This window comes from Anaerococcus obesiensis ph10 (assembly GCF_000311745.1).
GTDB classification, from domain to species: Bacteria; Bacillota; Clostridia; order Tissierellales; family Peptoniphilaceae; genus Anaerococcus; species Anaerococcus vaginalis.
The window spans coordinates 161,119-178,205 of sequence record NZ_HE978533.1 but is presented as its reverse complement, the minus strand read 5'-3'; the positions used below and the strand labels follow the sequence as shown (position 1 = coordinate 178,205).

General features: G+C 28.5%; 15 protein-coding genes. 13 read left to right on the top strand and 2 right to left on the bottom strand.

Translation table 11 applies throughout. From position 1 onward, the window contains the following. Positions 1-105: 105 nt before the first annotated feature. Positions 106-2,100 carry a C69 family dipeptidase gene (locus HGAG_RS10150; RefSeq protein ID WP_019119036.1) on the bottom strand — a complete coding sequence of 665 codons (1,995 nt, stop codon included), beginning with the start codon at positions 2,098-2,100 and terminating at the stop codon, positions 106-108. 179 nt (positions 2,101-2,279) lie between these two features. On the opposite strand from HGAG_RS10150, the gene HGAG_RS10145 reads away from it, so the two are divergent. Together HGAG_RS10145 and HGAG_RS10140 are read left to right on the top strand one after the other, a co-directional pair. Next, complete coding sequence (locus HGAG_RS10145; protein WP_019119035.1) at positions 2,280-2,663, top strand: MORN repeat-containing protein; 384 nt, start codon at positions 2,280-2,282, stop codon at positions 2,661-2,663. Continuing rightward, positions 2,653-4,443: an acyltransferase family protein gene (locus tag HGAG_RS10140; RefSeq protein ID WP_019119034.1), complete on the top strand. Its 1,791-nt coding sequence runs from the start codon at positions 2,653-2,655 to the stop codon at positions 4,441-4,443. The genes HGAG_RS10145 and HGAG_RS10140 overlap by 11 nt, the downstream gene beginning before the upstream one ends. A gap of 627 nt (positions 4,444-5,070) precedes the next feature. Here HGAG_RS10140 and HGAG_RS10135 read toward each other — a convergent pair. Next, the gene (locus HGAG_RS10135) at positions 5,071-5,346 is read right to left on the bottom strand and encodes a hypothetical protein (protein ID WP_019119033.1); all 276 of its coding nucleotides are present in this window, start codon (positions 5,344-5,346) and stop codon (positions 5,071-5,073) included. Between the two features lie 144 nt (positions 5,347-5,490). Here HGAG_RS10135 and HGAG_RS10130 point away from each other — a divergent pair, with 144 nt between their 5' ends. From HGAG_RS10130 to HGAG_RS10080, 11 genes are all read left to right on the top strand, one after another. Then, positions 5,491-6,726: a putative DNA modification/repair radical SAM protein gene (locus tag HGAG_RS10130; protein ID WP_019119032.1), complete on the top strand. Its 1,236-nt coding sequence runs from the start codon at positions 5,491-5,493 to the stop codon at positions 6,724-6,726. A gap of 3 nt (positions 6,727-6,729) precedes the next feature. Beyond that, positions 6,730-7,461 (top strand): TIGR03915 family putative DNA repair protein, encoded by a 732-nt coding sequence (locus HGAG_RS10125; RefSeq protein ID WP_019119031.1) that lies wholly within the window; start codon positions 6,730-6,732, stop codon positions 7,459-7,461. Positions 7,462-7,647: 186 nt separating this feature from the next. Beyond that, positions 7,648-7,818 carry a hypothetical protein gene (locus tag HGAG_RS11055; RefSeq protein WP_019119030.1) on the top strand — a complete coding sequence of 57 codons (171 nt, stop codon included), beginning with the start codon at positions 7,648-7,650 and terminating at the stop codon, positions 7,816-7,818. 90 nt (positions 7,819-7,908) lie between these two features. Continuing rightward, a complete protein-coding gene (locus tag HGAG_RS10115) occupies positions 7,909-8,172 on the top strand; it encodes a hypothetical protein (RefSeq protein WP_004839655.1) in 264 nt (87 codons plus the stop codon). A 409-nt stretch (positions 8,173-8,581) separates the two neighbouring features. Further along, a complete protein-coding gene (locus tag HGAG_RS10110; protein ID WP_019119029.1) occupies positions 8,582-9,943 on the top strand; it encodes an ABC transporter substrate-binding protein in 1,362 nt (453 codons plus the stop codon). A gap of 143 nt (positions 9,944-10,086) precedes the next feature. Then, complete coding sequence (locus tag HGAG_RS10105) at positions 10,087-10,932, top strand: carbohydrate ABC transporter permease (RefSeq protein ID WP_004839658.1); 846 nt, start codon at positions 10,087-10,089, stop codon at positions 10,930-10,932. Then, a complete protein-coding gene (locus HGAG_RS10100) occupies positions 10,932-11,768 on the top strand; it encodes a carbohydrate ABC transporter permease (RefSeq protein ID WP_004839659.1) in 837 nt (278 codons plus the stop codon). The genes HGAG_RS10105 and HGAG_RS10100 overlap by 1 nt, the downstream gene beginning before the upstream one ends. Positions 11,769-11,772: 4 nt before the next feature. After that, on the top strand, positions 11,773-12,816 hold the full coding sequence (locus HGAG_RS10095; RefSeq protein ID WP_019119028.1) for a LacI family DNA-binding transcriptional regulator: 1,044 nt from the start codon (positions 11,773-11,775) through the stop codon (positions 12,814-12,816). Further along, on the top strand, positions 12,813-14,273 hold the full coding sequence (gene malQ / locus HGAG_RS10090) for a 4-alpha-glucanotransferase (protein ID WP_019119027.1): 1,461 nt from the start codon (positions 12,813-12,815) through the stop codon (positions 14,271-14,273). The genes HGAG_RS10095 and malQ overlap by 4 nt, the downstream gene beginning before the upstream one ends. A gap of 52 nt (positions 14,274-14,325) precedes the next feature. Continuing rightward, positions 14,326-15,438, top strand: a complete 1,113-nt coding sequence (locus HGAG_RS10085) for an ABC transporter ATP-binding protein (protein WP_004839663.1) — start codon at positions 14,326-14,328, stop codon at positions 15,436-15,438. Positions 15,439-15,705: 267 nt separating this feature from the next. After that, positions 15,706-17,067, top strand: a complete 1,362-nt coding sequence (locus HGAG_RS10080; RefSeq protein WP_019119026.1) for an MATE family efflux transporter — start codon at positions 15,706-15,708, stop codon at positions 17,065-17,067. The last annotated feature ends 20 nt before the right edge of the window (positions 17,068-17,087 follow it).

Here is a 17,087-nt window from a genome sequence, read left to right as displayed (position 1 = left end):
GTAAGTTATTATTTAATTTCTAAACTTAAATTTTAAAATTTTTCTTACAAAAAAATCGTATTGGAAAAACCAATACGATTTTTTGCTTTTAGTTTATTTTATTTTCTAGTTTTTCTTTTTTCTTGAAAATATTGCTACAACGGCTGCTACTACTGCAACTGCAATGATTATTAATGTTTTGTTTGATTTGTTTTCTGTTTTATTTGTTTCTTGTTCATTGCTTGATGATTGTGCTGATGTTTCTTTTGATGATGCATCGTTTGATTGGCTTGGCTCTTCTTCTTTGCCTTCTGTTTTGTATTCTACTGATGATTTGTCTGTTTCGAATACGTATTTGTCATCTTCTTCTTTTACATCAATTTTGTCATCTTTTGAGCCGAATGCAACTTCTTTTTCAAAGGCTTTTTTAGGAACTGAGATTTTTACTGGATTATTTAATTTTTCTACAGGTTCTCCGTAAGAGTCTACTATTTCGATTTTTCCACCTTTTTCGTCTTCGTCTGGTGTAACTTGAAGATTTAAAGCTTTATCGCTTGTATTTTTTTTAACTTCCATTGTTGTATCTGTGAAGTTTTCAGTAGCTCTTCTTCCATAGAATGTATATTCGTATTCGTTTTTCTTTAAATAATTTTTGTATTTGTCTTCTAAGTCTTTGTTGAATCCTTTTAATAAATCGAATGCTTTTTTAGCTTCTTCTTTATTTTTTTCTGTTGGATCTTTTTCTCCTGAAACTTTTGTATTTGCTATTTGTTCTTTTTCAAATTTGTCAATTTCTGGAGTGATGTCTTTCATGAAGTCATCTCTGTTTGCCTCTACCATGTGTAGGGTATCCATTGCCATCCAATAATGTGACTTATCTTTTTGTGGATCATTTGTTTCGTTTTTAACTTCATCAATTGCATCTTCTTGGTTTGGATAGTATGCAACGTATGGTTGAACTAGTGGGGAACCAAGTGTTAGCCACATTATTCCAGGATTTGTTGCCTCTGCGTCTTTTGAAACTTGGAAGATGTGTGATTCCATAGTATTTCTATTTCCTATTGGATAAGTTTCATCTCTTCCTCTGTCATTTGCTTCTAAATCAAAATTTTCTAGTCTGTTTCTTGTAAAGTCCATTACATTTTTAACAGAAATAGAACCTTTTTTTGCATCTTGTAGGAATTCATAAGTTTCAGTTTCCATATCAATTTTAGAATCAGGATTTAAGAATTTGATTCCTGATGCAACTCTTGAACGGTTTGATGGAGAGAATTCCTTTTCTGCATAAGATTTTGCCAAATTTATAATTCTATCATCTTCATTTCCTTCAAAAGTTTTTGCTTTCTTAGCTGTTTCAAAAATTCCTTTAGAATAAAGATAATTTTCGTCTTCGCTCATTATATAATTGTCACTTTCTTCGCCTTTTGTAAGTTTTGCTTCATTTAGCCAGAAAGTATTTGGGAAAACTGAGAATTTATCTTTTGGATATTTCATTGCAACAAATTCATGGCCTGAATAAATTTCTACATACCAAGTATCTGTTTTGTCAGCAACTACAAGAGCATTTCCTTCAGCAGCTCCTTTTGTAGCAACTTCATTAGCTATTAATTTTACAGCATCTAGTGCATTGTCAGCACTTGATAATACAACTGTTGTAATTATTGCCTCACTAATTCCAATTGGCTTTCCTTCTTCTTCTCCATCAAGATATGGATCAACCTTTTGAACATCTTCGCTTGCAGATGCAGAAACAGTCATATCAGCCATAAGACCTTTTTCGTTGTAGCCAGCCTCATCAAACTTACCATATTCAGGAGTAGTATCACTTATAGAAGTAAAACGGTAAGAATCGTGTGGAAGTTCAAATTCATATCCACCTTTTTCTGCGTAAGAAACATCTACAAGTTTTTCTCCTTTTTTGTATTTGCCAGCTTCATTGATTTTATAAACCTTGTTGTGATTTATTTCCAAATCCTCTGTACGACCAAAAATTGTAGTACCATCTTCAGTCAAATCGCTACCAACTATAACGCCTGTACAAGCTTTTGCAGGTAAGGCTAAGGCAGTAAATAAAAATACTGCGCTCAATATTGAAACACATAATTTATTAAATATTTTCATAGTGTACCTCCAATTCATATTATAAATCAATTAAATAAAATAGACAAACGTTACCAAAAATAGTTTTTCTTCTTTATTTCTCTATCGAAATCGGGCGTTTTTATAAAAAATTTTAGGGAAAACATTAAAAAATTCTGATACTTTGTTATAATAAGTCTATAAATATAAGGGGAGAGAAAATGGATAGGAAAAAATTTAATTCACAATTAGGAATACTTATTGGATTTTTGATTGTGCTTTCTTTTGTATATATTTTATTTTTAATAATACCAAAAAAAGTTTCAAATTATAAGGTGAATGATGAAATTTTTTATGAAGGGGAAATTGTAAAAAATAAATTTGAAGGAAAAGGAGAACTCAAAACTTCTGATGGAAAATATATTGGAGATTTTAAAGAAGGCAGATTTAACGGTAAGGGTAAATTTGTAAATCAAGATTATACCTATATTTGTGATTTTGACAAAGAAAAGGGAAATAAAAATATAAAAATCAAATTAAAAGATGGAAGCGTATATAAAAAAGAAGGAAAAACTTGGAAGATGGTAGAAGATAATGAGAATTAAGGGATTGGACTACATAAGATTATTGGGAATATTTTTGGTGGTATTTTATCATCTTTTTACAAGTTTTATCCCAGGAGGATTCTTGGGAGTAAATGTTCTTTTTGTCTTGTCAGGATTTTTGATAAGTTTTCACTTGCTTGACGAAATATACGGTGGAGATGATATTGATTTAAAAAATTTTTATTATAAAAGATTTGTAAGAATTTTCCCACCACTTCTTTTGATGATTTTTTTAACAAATATATCTGCATTTTTTATAAACAAGGATTTTGCAGTAGGATATTTTGATCAATTTATTTCCGCTCTTTCCTTTAATTATAATATTTTTGAAATAATTAGGGGAGGATCATACGAGGGACAATTTATAAAAAGCTTGTTTATGCCAACATGGTCATTGGCTATAGAAGTCCATTTTTATATATTATGGCCCTTGTTTTTATCATTTCTTTATAGAAAATACAAGGACAAAGATCACTTCAAAAAAAGATTTTCAACAGCCTTGATGAAAATATCTTTGATTCTTTATTTATTTTCATATTTGTTGATGATAATTCTTGTATTGAAAGATAAAAAATTAATATCCTTTGTATACTTTTTTGACCTAAGTCGAATGGGTTCCTTTGTTTTAGGATCATTTCTAGCTTGTTTTGTAAAAAGATTTTCTTACAAAAAAATTCCATACCTAAAACCAACCATAGGATTTTCATTATTTTTGCTAATAATTTCATTTTTATTTTCATATAATAATAAACTTACCTACTGTTTGGGATTTTTGCTTTCTGATTTAACTACAATAATTTTAATAATTATTGCATATTCCAACAAAGATTTAAAAGAAAGAAAAATAATACAAAATTTATCAGCCTATTCATATAGCATATTCCTTTTTCACTGGCCAGTTTATGTAATAGTTACAAGTTTTACAAAAAAATGGTGGGCTTTTTTAATAATTTTAATTATAACAAGTCTTTTAGTTTTATTTAATTACTACGTATTTGAGACTTTATTTAATAAAGATGAATTTGAAATTGACCTTAAAGTTTTTGGAAAGAAGAAATTTTCCTATGATAAATATAAAATATTTATCCAAAGTTTTATAGTAATAATCTTAGTCTTTACAATTTTTTCAGGATATTTTATAGATCAAAAATCAGATAATATGATAGATATAGAAAAAACGATCTATGAAAAATCAATAGGACAGGACATTGATAAGATAAAACGTGACAAAGAAAGCCTAGATAGGCAAATAAAAAAAGAAATCGAAGAAGAAAAATCGGCTCCAATTACAGTAATAGCAGACAGCGTACTTTTGGGAAACAGAGAATTTTTACAAGAAAATATAGAAAATTTATATGTAGATGCAGAAGGAAATAGATCCCTTGATTCAGCAAGTAAAATTATAAAACAAATGAAAAAAGAAGGAACACTAGGCTCAACTCTTGTAATAGCCCTTGGAACAAACTCAATAAAAGATCCTGAAGAAAGCCTTGAAGAAATAATAAAAACACTACCAAAAAACCATAAACTAATATTAGTAACATGTTTTGACGATCGCTTCAAACACCCTCACAAAACAACAAAATCCATGAAAGAATTAGGAAAAAAATATGATTTCATAACAATAATGGATTGGGAAAAAGAAGCTATGGCCCACCCAGAATATTACAAAGGCACAGACGGAGTTCATTTTTACAGAGAAAAAGAGGCAAATGATGCATATTTAAAATTATTACAAAAAGCAATAGGCGAATCGATAAAAAATAAGGGGAAAAAATAAATTTTTATTTAAAAATTTCAAAAAAATTAAAAAATTTTAAAAAAAATGTTTAGAATCGATTTCACTGGGTATTATTATAATAACAGAAGATAAAATCTTCTGATAGTCCACTAGCATGGATAATAAAAATGCTTAAGTTTATAGTAATATATGAGATTTAAAGCTATAAATGTATTTATACTATAAAAATTTAAATGGATTTAAAATCTGAAATCTTATATTATAAAACTTTATAATAGTGAAGCTTTATTTAAAAAAAGAAAATAATATAGGTTTTTGTGGAAAAAGTGGTGGAAATTAATTGTTAAAGTAGAGCCATCTGACATTTTTCTAAAAGATTTGTTTATAGGATAAATAGAAAAAAAGCAAGCTAACAATTGAATAGATAAAGATTTTGTTAGGAGGAAGTTTTCCCATAAAATAAAAAAATATACAAAAACTGTCAATGTGCTAAGATATTTAATATATAAATATAGAAATATGAAAAAAGAAAGGACATAAGAGTGATTGAACCAAAAACAGAATCCTGTGCTAGTGGACATATAAAATAAATCGACTTTAAATTGTAAAGAAATTTTAAAGTCGATTTTTTTTGTGTTTATTTTTAATCTTTTATTTCATTTTAAATTATTTGATTTTTTTCCTATACATTAATTGGTTTACCAAGAACAAAAAGGAAATTATAAAAAGATTTGTAAAGGAATCTGGACTTGATTTTTTACTTATCAATGAAAAAAATATTTCTAGAACTAGGTAGATTGTAAAGGCTATAAGGGTGTGGATTGATGTGTAATTAAAAATTTCGGCATCTCTTTTGTCGCCAAATTTGTATTTTGTTAAAAGTAGGATGTTTACAACCAAGCTTGCAAGTAAAATTATTATTATTAATAGATTTGTTTTCATAATATATTCCTTTCTTTTTTGCTTTATCTTTATAATAGGTTAAAAAATATTTTGTGTCAAATAGCTTATTGAAGATATTTTCTTGAAAGTTTTAAAAAAATCTTATATAATAATAAGACATTAAGAGTCTAAAAGGAGTAGGCTATGGATACTTTAGAAAAATTGAAAATTTTGACGGATGCTGCCAAGTATGATGTGTCTTGTTCTTCATCGGGTTCTAGTAGAAAAAATTCTTCAAAAGGATTGGGCAATGGGCATCTTGCTGGGATTTGTCATTCGTGGAGTGAGGATGGCAGATGTATTTCTCTTTTAAAAATTTTATTTACTAATAAGTGCATTTACGATTGTGAATATTGTATCAATAGGTCATCAAATGTCACAAAGAGAGCGGAATTTTCTCCAAGAGAAGTTGCTGATTTGACTATTAATTTTTACAAGAGAAATTATATTGAAGGTTTATTTTTATCATCTGGCGTTACAAAAAATCCAAATTATACAATGGAGCTTTTGATAAAAACTGCTGATATTTTGAGAAATGAATATCATTACAATGGCTATATTCACATGAAATCAATACCGGGCGCTGATTCTGATTTGCTCAAAAAAATGGGACTTTTGGTGGATAGGATGAGTGTGAATGTGGAACTTCCTCTAGAAAAATCTCTAAAAATTCTAGCTCCCCAAAAATCTATAAAGGCGATTGAATCTTCTATGGATTTTGCCAATAAAAAAATTGTCCAAAGGAAAAATGAGATTAAATTATACAAGCATACTCCAAAATTTCTTCCGGCAGGACAAACAACCCAAATGATTATAGGAGCAGATGAGGAAAGTGATTTTGACATTGTGAGTAGGGCGGAAAATTTGTACGACGATTATTCATTAAAAAGGGTTTTTTATTCAGCTTTTGTTCCAGTTGTAAAAAGTGAATTTACAAAAGATATAAAAAAAGCTCCACTTTTGAGAGAACATAGACTCTATCAAGCTGATTGGCTTTTGAGATTTTATGGTTTTAAATCTTCTGATTTATTAAATGAGAAAAATAAAAATTTTGATTTAAGAATAGATCCCAAAACAGATTGGGCTATAAATAATATTTCGAAGTTTCCAATGGAAATCAACAAGGCGAGCTTTGATGATTTAATTAAAATTCCAGGAATCGGAATAATTTCTGCAAGAAAAATTGTAAATGCAAGAAAATACAGAAAACTTGAATATTGGCATTTGAAAGCCTTAAATATTTCTGTAAAAAAAGCCAGAAATTTTATAACTGTAAATGGCAAGTACCAAGGTTTAAAAGTCAAAGACCAAAAAGATTTAAAAGACAGGATAAGCCTTTCTGCTCCAAAATCTTTTGAGCAATTATCATTTTTTGGGTGAAATATGAAAATTATAGTTTATGACGGAACTTTTGAAGGTTTTTTGACGGTAATTTTTACACAATATAAAGAAATTTTCAAAATAAAAATAGAAAGGGAAAAAGATCAAATTTCTTTTCTTGACCAAAAATATATAAAAACAGATTTTGAAAAAGCAAAAAGAGTTGAAGATTCCATAAAGAAAAATATTTCCAAAGAATTTTATTATGATATAAAAATAGCCTTTAAATCAGATTATAAAAACAAGGACACGATAATTGCAAGGCTTATAAAACTTGCCTTTATAAAAGGAGAAAAAATCACAAAATCAACCAACAAATACGCAATAGCCTTTAATAAAATGGTAAAAAATTACAGCAGAGAGGCTCATGCCTTTAAGGGGCTTTTGAGATTTAAGGAAATCCAAGAAGGATTTTTATTTGCCAAATACGAATCCCACAACGATATTTTAGAAGATTTGTCCAGACATTTTTTACAAAGAATGCCAAAGGAAAAAATTGTAATATACGACAAAAATCGAAACAAGGCTTTTGTATCAATTTATGGAAATTTTGAAGTGGTAGAAATATTAAATCTTGATACAAAAGAAAGTAAGAAGGAAGAATTTTTTCAAAATCTATGGATAGGATTTTACGATGCTATAGCTATAAAAGAAAGAAAAAATAAAAAACTAATGATAGAAAATATGCCAAAAAAATACTGGAAATATTTGCCAGAAAAAAATAGAAAAAAGTAGATAAAGGAGCGTAAGCTCCTTTTTTGTGAAAATAACACATTTAATTGTTTTATCTAATTTATTAAAGAAAATAATATAATTATTTTTTAAAATTTATATTATAAAATTGGATTTAATATTTTTTATTGGGGTAAAAATTTAAAAGAGAGAGTAAGTATTTGAGTTTGAAAAATAATAAGGAGAAATATGGAAGATAGGACAAGAAATTTTCAAATTATAGGAGCAAGTCTTTCTTATATTCTTGTCATGATAATATCATGGGTAAAAAATTTAAATACCAGCGGACCAAACGCTATATTTTCGACAATGATATTATTTGGATTGACTTATAAAACTTTTATAAAAAAGAAAACTTAAAAAAAGTGAATTTGTTTTTAGATTTTTAACCATACTTGGTTTTGGCGCTATAATGCTTACAAGTTTTCGCGATTTAATTTAGGAGGAGATATGAAAAGACAAGTTGAAGTACCAATTTTTATTTTGGGAATTGTAATATGGGTTGTTGCAATATTTTTGCCAGTTGATAGCTTGGAATTTATTTTAGGAAATGGACTAAGGCCATTAGGACTTGCAACTATATTTATTTGCCCGATTTTGGGAATAATTGGAATGCTTTTTTCTATAAAAAATAGAAATATCATATTATCGTTTTTAAATATTTTTTTAATACTTGCTTTTCCAATTACTATGAGTATTGGATATTATTTTTAATAAATTGTAAAAAGGCCTTATGGTCTTTTTTTATTGGATAAAATAATTTGAAGTAAAAATCTTAGGGAAATCATTATTTTTTTGATGAATATTTTTTATTTTTTAAAAAAAATTTCATAATTTTTTTGGAAAAATTTTTTTAAAATTTTATTTTTCTTTTTAGTCTTTGGAATTGTGGGATTTTATTTTTTGAAAATTTTTAAATTTTTTGAAAAAAAGTCTTGATTTTTATTTTGGAATATGATATAGTGAATTTACGGAAACGATACCGAAAACTGTTTGCTTTAAATTTTTTGAAAATGCAAAGAAATTGAAAAATTCTAAAAAAATATTAATAGAGGGATTTTTGGAGTTTTCTTTTTATAAATGTTTTTGGTTAGTTGGAAAATAAAATGGAGGAATATTTTTTATGAAATTGAAGAAAACGTTATTGACAACTGCTTTAGTGCTTGCATCTTCTCTTGCTCTTACTTCTTGTGGACAAAAAAATGATGCTGACAACAGCAATTCTAATGCAGAAGGCGGAGAAAGTGCAAAGGGTTCTGTTTATTATTTAAACTTTAAACCTGAAGTTGAGGAAGTTTGGAACAAAATCGCAAAAACTTATACTGATGAAACTGGTGTTCCTGTAAAAGTTGTTACTGCTGCAAGTGGTACTTATGAATCTACTTTGAAAGCGGAAATTACTAAAAAGGATGCACCAACTCTTTTCCAAATCAACGGTCCTATTGGTTACAAAAATTGGAAAGATTACACAAAAGATTTGAAAGATTCTGAACTTTACAAACATCTTATCGACAAAGAACTTGCTGTTAAGGATGGAGAAGGAGTATTTGGTATTCCTTATGTAGTTGAAGGATATGGAATTATCTACAACGATGCAATTTTACAAAAATATATAGGCCTTGACGGTGCAAAGATTAAAAGTGTTGATGAAATCAAAAATTTTGAAAAATTAAAAGAAGTTGCTGAAGATATGCAAGCTAAAAAAGAAGAGCTTGGCATCGATGGAGCCTTTGCTTCTACATCTTTAAAACCAGGTGAAGATTGGAGATGGCAAACTCACTTAGCAAACTTACCAATTTATTATGAATATAAAGATAATAAAGTAAAAGATATGGATGAAGTTAAATTCAAATATGCTGATAATTACAAAAATATTTTTGATCTTTATATTAAAAATTCTACAGTTGATCCAAATGCTTTAACTGGAAAAGCTGTTACAGATTCTATGGCTGAATTTGCTCTTGAAAAAGCTGCTTTTGTTCAAAATGGTAACTGGGCTTGGAGCCAAATTTCTGAAGTTTCTGGAAACAAAGTAAAAGAAGAAAATATTAAATTCTTACCAATCTATACAGGAGTTAAAGGCGAAGAAAAACAAGGTATCTGTGTTGGTACAGAAAACTTCTTCTCTGTAAATTCACAAGCTAGCAAAGAAGATCAAAAAGCTACAGAAGAATTTTTAACTTGGTTATTTACTTCTGAAAAAGGAAAAGAATTTGTAACAAAAGATTTAGGATTTATTTCACCTTTCGATACATTTGAAGAAAAAGATCAACCATCAGATCCTCTTGCAAAAGAAGTTGTAAAATATATGTCTGACAAAGACTTATATAATATTGATTGGAACTTCACATCATTCCCAAGCCAAGCATTCAAAGATTTCTTTGGACAAGCTCTAGGACAATATGCATCTGGAGAAATGAAATGGGATGAAGTTAAAGATTCTTTTGTAAAAACATGGAAAGATGAAAAAGCTGCTGCAAAATAAAAAAATTAGCAGCCAAAAAAGATTATAGGTTAAATTAATCTATCTTTGTGATAGAAAAAAATAGTCTGAATGTATGTTAGCTTGATTAAAAATCAATCCTGCATTCAGACTTTTTTTAAAACAAATCCATAAAGGAGGTTTTTATGGAAAAAATATTGAAAAAATATTTCCCATTTTTTGTATTACCTACTTTTTTAGTATTTTGTATAGTTTTTATTATTCCTTTTATACTTGGAATCGGACTTTCTTTTACAAAATTCACTACAATTTTTAATTCTGAGTTTGTAGGTTTTCAAAATTATGTAACAGCCTTATCAAGCGGACAAAGATTTGGTAGAGCTTTTGTTTTTACGGTTTTATTTACTATAGTTTGTGTAATTTCTATAAATGTTATAGCCTTTGCCCTAGCTGTTGTTCTTACAAGAAAAATTAGAGGCAAAAATTTATTTAGGACTGTATTTTTTATGCCAAACTTAATCGGTGGAATAGTCCTTGGTTATACTTGGCAAGTTATGATTGATTCATTTTTATTAAATTTTGGACAAACGCTTTTAGCAAATCAAAAATATGGATTTTGGGGCTTGGTAATACTTATGAATTGGCAATTGATTGGTTATATGATGGTAATTTATATAGCAGGTCTTCAAAATGTCCCACCATCACTTATAGAAGCTGCCGAAATTGACGGAGCAAGTAAGTGGCAAACTTTAAAATCTATAACAATTCCAATGGTTATGCCATCAATTACAATTTGTACATTTTTAACACTAACAAACAGTTTCAAATTATACGATCAAAACCTTGCTTTAACAGCAGGAGCACCATTGTATAAGACGGAAATGTTAGCTTTGAATATAGTAGATACTATGTTTTCAAGAAATGGATTTGAAGGAGTTGGACAAGCAAAAGCGGTTATTTTCTTTATTATAGTAGCAGCCATTGCCTATCTTCAAATCAGACTTACCAGAGAAAAAGAGGTGGAACAATAATGAAAGAAAAAACCATAAATGCAATTTTGTTTGTAATAATGTTATTTCTACTTGGGATTTTCCTATTTCCTATTGCCTTTATCCTTATGAATTCCTTTAAAGGAAAATTTTTCATAAGCGATTCTCCTTTTACACTTCCAACAGGAGATACTTTTGCAGGGCTTGAAAATTATGTTTCTGGACTTGCAAGAACAGGATTTTTCCAAGCTGCAGGTTGGTCATTTTTTATAACAATAATTTCAGTTTTTGTAGTGGTACTTTTATCAGCAATGACTGCTTATTATTTAACAAGAGTAAAAAATAAATTTACACAAGTGATTTATTACTTGTTTGTATTTTCAATGATAGTACCTTTCCAAATGGTTATGTTTCCAACAATAAAAGTTGCAGACTTTCTACATTTAAATAATCCAATCGGCATGGTTGTTTTATATTTAGGATTTGGAAGTGGGCTTTCAGTATTTATGTTTTCAGGATTTATAAAATCAATCCCAATAGAAATCGAAGAAGCATCTATGATAGATGGATGTTCGCCAATAAAACATTTCTTTTATATAATTCTTCCGATTTTAAAACCAACAGCAATTACAGTTGCAATTTTAAATACAATGTGGATTTGGAATGATTATCTTCTTCCATATCTTGTAATAGGAGTAAGTACTCCATACAAAACAATTCCAGTTGTAATCCAAATGCTTGTAGGAAGTAATGGAAACAAAGACTTGGGAGCTATGATGGCTATGCTTGTTCTTAGTATGTTGCCAGTTATAGTATTTTATTTGACAATGCAAAAACACATAGTTAAAGGAGTTGCGGCAGGAGCAATTAAAGGATAAAAAATTGAAAAGAGTAACCATAAAAGACATAGCATCTATGTGTGGGGTAAGTGTGAGCACTGTTTCAAGAGCTATAAATAATGGTGGAGAAATAAGCAATGCCACCAAGCAAAAAATTCTTAAAACCATTGATGATTTAGGTTATGTGCCAAATCAAAATGCAAGAAATTTAAAAATTACAAAAACAAAAACAATAGCAGTTCTCATAAAAGGAATTACAAATCCTTTTTTTACACCAATGTTAAAGGTTCTCGAAGAAGAAATAACAAAAGCTGGTTACACTTTTGCCCTACAAAAAGTAGAAGAACATTTAAGTGAGATTGATATAGCTTATAAAGTTGAAAAAAATTTAAAGCCTGAAGGAATAATATTTTTGGGCGGATATTTTGTAGAAGATAGAAAAAAATTAAATTCTTTGGGAATTCCTTTTACAATGACGACAATAATAAATAAAGATTTAAAAATAAAAAAATCAGCTTGTCTTGGCGTAGATGATTTTGTTCAAAGCAAAAAAATAGTAAATTATTTGATAAGCATTGGGCATAAAAAAATTGCTTTTATAGCGCCAAGAATTGAAGATCAAAGTATAGGAAAGTTAAGGCTTATGGGCTACCAAAAAGCCCTAGAAGAAAATGAGATAGAATTTGATGAAAAATTAATTTTTTATCCCAAAAAGGGAATAAATCCCTATTCCATGGAACACGGATATGAAGTAGGCAAAAAAATTGTGAAAAAAAATATTCCATGCACAGCAATTTTTGCAATATCTGATGTAGTCGCCATGGGAGCAATTAAGGCAATAGATGATTTTGGTAAAAAAGTTCCGCAAGATTATTCAGTTGCAGGTTTTGATGGATTGGAAATAAATAAATATTTATTAAAACCAATCACAACCATAGTCCAACCAGCATCAGAAATTGCTTATGAGTCAGTAAAAGATTTATTTAAAATAATAAAGAAAAAACCGTATGAAAAGATAATGGAATTTGATGCTGAATTGTTTGTAGGAAAAACAACAGCACCAATTGTTAGTAAGGAGTTAGAATGAAAAAAGCAGGTATTTTATTACCCCTTCAAAGTCTAAATGGAGAAAATGGGATTGGAGATTTTGGAAAAGCTGCATTTGATTTTATAGATATAATCAAAAAATCAGGATTCGATATGTGGCAAATTCTGCCATTAAATCCCTTAGGATATGGAAATTCTCCCTACCAGCCATATTCCTCATTTGCTGGAGATGAAATTTATATAAGTTTAGACTTGCTATATGAAGACGGACTGCTTGAAAAAAGGGCTGAAAAAATAGAACAAAAAGAAAGAATTGAATATAATTTTGTAAGAAAATTTAAAGAAAAATATTTAAAAATTGCCTACGAAAATTTTAAAAAAACCAAAGAAAATCAAACAAAAGCCTACGAAGATTTTTTGAAATTTGATTTTGTGTATAATTATGGCGTTTTTATAACTTTAAAAAAAGAAAATGATTTAAGAAGCTGGAATGAATGGCCAGATGAGATGAAAAATTGGATTGTAGATAAAAAATTCGATTTAACACCTTATGAAGACAAAATCAATTATGAAATTTTTGTTCAATATATTTTTTACAAACAATGGATGAAATTAAAGGCTTATGCCAACGAAAATAACATAAAAATTGTTGGAGATATTCCTTTTTATGTAGGACTTGATAGCCTTGATGTTTGGGAAAATCAACAATATTTTGAAATAACAAAAGATGGCAATCCAAAATTAATAGCGGGTGTTCCACCAGATAATTTTTCAGCTACAGGACAAAGATGGGGCAATCCTATTTATAATTGGGAAAAAATAAAAGAAGATGATTTTTCTTTTTGGATAAATAGACTTGCCTATAACGGAAAACTTTACGATATAGTAAGGCTTGACCATTTTAGAGCCTTTGATACTTATTGGGTAATAGATTCAAAAAATGAAACAGCCGTAGAAGGCGAATGGCTTTTTGCACCTGGCTATGAATTGTTTGAAAAAATAAAAAAAGATTTGAAAGATGTAGAATTTATTGCAGAAGATTTAGGCGAAATAAGACCAGAAGTTTTTGAGCTTAGAGATTATTTTAACCTAAAAGGAATGGTAATAATTCAAACAGATATAAGAGCAACTGAAAAAAATTATATATACGCACCAGAAAATTCGATTTGTTATACAGGAACTCATGATAACAAAACTATTATGGATTGGTTTGAAGATTTAAGCGAAGAAGAAAAAGAAAATATAAACAAACTTTTCCAAAAAATCGGCATAAGAAACGAAAATATTTACGATAATTTTTTTGAATTTGCAATGAGGTGCGATAGCGAATATGTAATAATTCCTCTACAAGATATTTTGGGCTTGGGCAAAGAAGCAAGAATAAATACACCAGCCACCTTGGATGAAAAAAATTGGTCTTATAAATTCAAATCAATGGAAAAATTAAAAGAAAAAGAAGAATTTTTGAAAGAAATTATAGAAAAAAATAGGAAATAAATTCATAATATTATAGATTTACCCTGTAAATTTTAATATTAAAGGAGAAAAAATGGCAAATTTAAGTTTAAAAAATATAAATAAAATTTATGACAACGGCTTTCATGCTGTAAAAGATTTTAATATGGAAATAGAGGACAAGGAGTTTATAATTTTTGTAGGACCATCAGGCTGTGGAAAATCTACGACTCTTAGAATGATAGCAGGGCTTGAAGATATAAGCTCTGGAGAGCTAAAAATTGATGGGAAAGTTGTCAACGACGTTCTACCAAAAGATAGAGATATAGCTATGGTTTTCCAAAATTATGCTCTTTATCCACACATGACAGTTTATGATAATATGGCATTTTCATTAAAAATAAATAAGGTGCCAAAAGATGAAATTGACAAAAAAGTAAAAGAAGCAGCAAAGATTTTGGATATAGAAAATCTATTAAAAAGAAAACCAAAACAATTATCAGGTGGACAAAGACAAAGAGTTGCTATGGGACGTGCTATAGTTAGAAATCCAAAAGTATTTTTGATGGATGAGCCATTAAGTAACCTTGATGCAAAACTTAGAGTTCAAATGAGAATTGAAATTTCAAAATTATATCAAAAATTGGGAACAACAATGATCTATGTAACTCACGATCAAACAGAAGCAATGACTCTTGGAACAAGAATAGTTGTAATGAAAGATGGAGTTGTTCAACAAATTGATACACCACAAAATCTTTACGATCATCCAAAAAATTTATTTGTTGCAAGTTTTATAGGCTCACCACAAATCAATTTGATAGATGTTAAAGCGGTAAAAGAAGGCGAAGAAGTATTCGTAGAAAATGATTATTTAAAATTAAAACTTCCAAAGGAAAAAGCAGACATATTAATCGATAAGGATTATATAGGAAAAAAAGTTGTATTTGGAATAAGACCTGAATCAATTTATGACGAAGAAGACTTTTTAGAAAAAGCAAGCGATGGCTCAATAATAAATGCAAAAATTAGAGTATTTGAGCTAATGGGAGCAGAAGTTTATTTGTATTTTGATTTAGGCGAAGATCAAATAACAGCAAGAGTAAATCCATCAACAAAAGCAAAAGTTGGACAAGAAGTAAAATTTGCTTTTGATATGGAAAAAACCTATCTCTTTGATCCAGAAACTTCTCTTATAATAGAATAAAAAATAAAAAACTGGTAAATATTTTTTAAAACTTCTAATCAAAATGATTAGGAGTTTTTTCTTTAAAATTTTAAAAGTCAAAGGAAGTATTTTTAAATAAATTATAAATTTTTAAAAATTTCAAAAAATCTGTTTTTGATATTGATAAATATTGACAATTAAATTCCTTTTTTGTAAAATTTAGGAGATTATAGAGATTTAAATAATTATTTTTAATTAGTCTAATAGATTTGATAAAAAATTTTGAAAAATATAAAGGAGATGCCTATGGAGAAAAGAAAAAATATTGATCTTACAAAGGAAAATATTGGAAAATCTTTAATAAAATTATCCATTCCTTTAACTCTTACAGCTTTTGTCCAAATCGCCTATACTTTGGTAGATATGATTTGGATTGGTAGACTTGGCTCTAATGCTGTCGCTGCTGTTGGAGTTTCTTATTTTTTGGCTTGGATTGCTGAGGCTTTGTCTTTGATTGCAAAAATTGGCGGAGGAGTTTATGCGGCTCAAGCCTATGGAAGAAAAGATAAAAAACTTACGTCTTTGATTTTACAAAATGGATATTTGCAAGGAAGCATTACTTCAATAATCTACATAATTTTAATATTTACTTTCAAAACTTATATTATAGATTTTTATAAACTAGGAGCAGAGGTTTCAAATTTTGCAAATGCTTATCTTTCTATAACAGCTTTGGGTTATATATTTGTATTTTTAAATCCGATTTTTTCCCAATCATTTTATTCGATTGGAGAAAGTATTACTCCTTTTAAAATAAATACAATTGGTTTGGTTTTAAACATAGTTCTTGATCCGATTTTTATTTTTGGTCTTGGACCAATTCCTCAATTAGGAATAAGGGGTGCGGCAATAGCAACTGTTACGGGACAAGCAACTGTATTTTTTATATTTTTATTTGTTATGAAAAGAAAAGTTGGTGTAATAAAAGATTCTCTTGAAAATTTTACACTTTCAACAAAATGGCAAGTGAGAATTTTTAAACTAGGACTTCCCGTTGCTTTTATCAGCGGAATACACGCTCTAATAACTATGATTTTAAATAAATTAATGGCAAATTTTGGACCAAAACCAGTTGCAGTTTATTCAATAGGAAGTCAGCTCGAATCAATTTCTTGGAAAACAACAGAAGGATGCCAAGTTGTAGTTCAATCATTAATCGCACAAAATTACGGAGCAGGCTTAATGGATAGGGTAAAAAAAGGCGTCAAAGAAAGTCTAAAACTTGTAGGGGCAATTGGAATTATTGCTACAATTATTTTGTTTGCATTTAGAAATTATTTATTTGAAATTTTTGTGCCAGGCGATTTGGAAACAATAAATTTGGGTGCAAAATATTTGGCAATTCTTTCAGCAAGCCAACTTATGATGGCATTAGAAATAGGTTCTACAGGAATTTTCCAAGGCTTGTCAGATACAAGAACGCCATCAGCAATTTCGATAATATTTAATGCAGCAAGAATTCCAATATCAATTTTATTAATGCCATATTTTGGTGTTTTGGGAATCTGGCTATCAATGACAATAACATCAATTATAAAAGGACTTCTTTCACTTTTTCTTTTGAAAAAGAAAATGAAAAAGAATTTAAAAGTTATAGATTTTAGATGATTTTTTAAAATAAGAAAAAT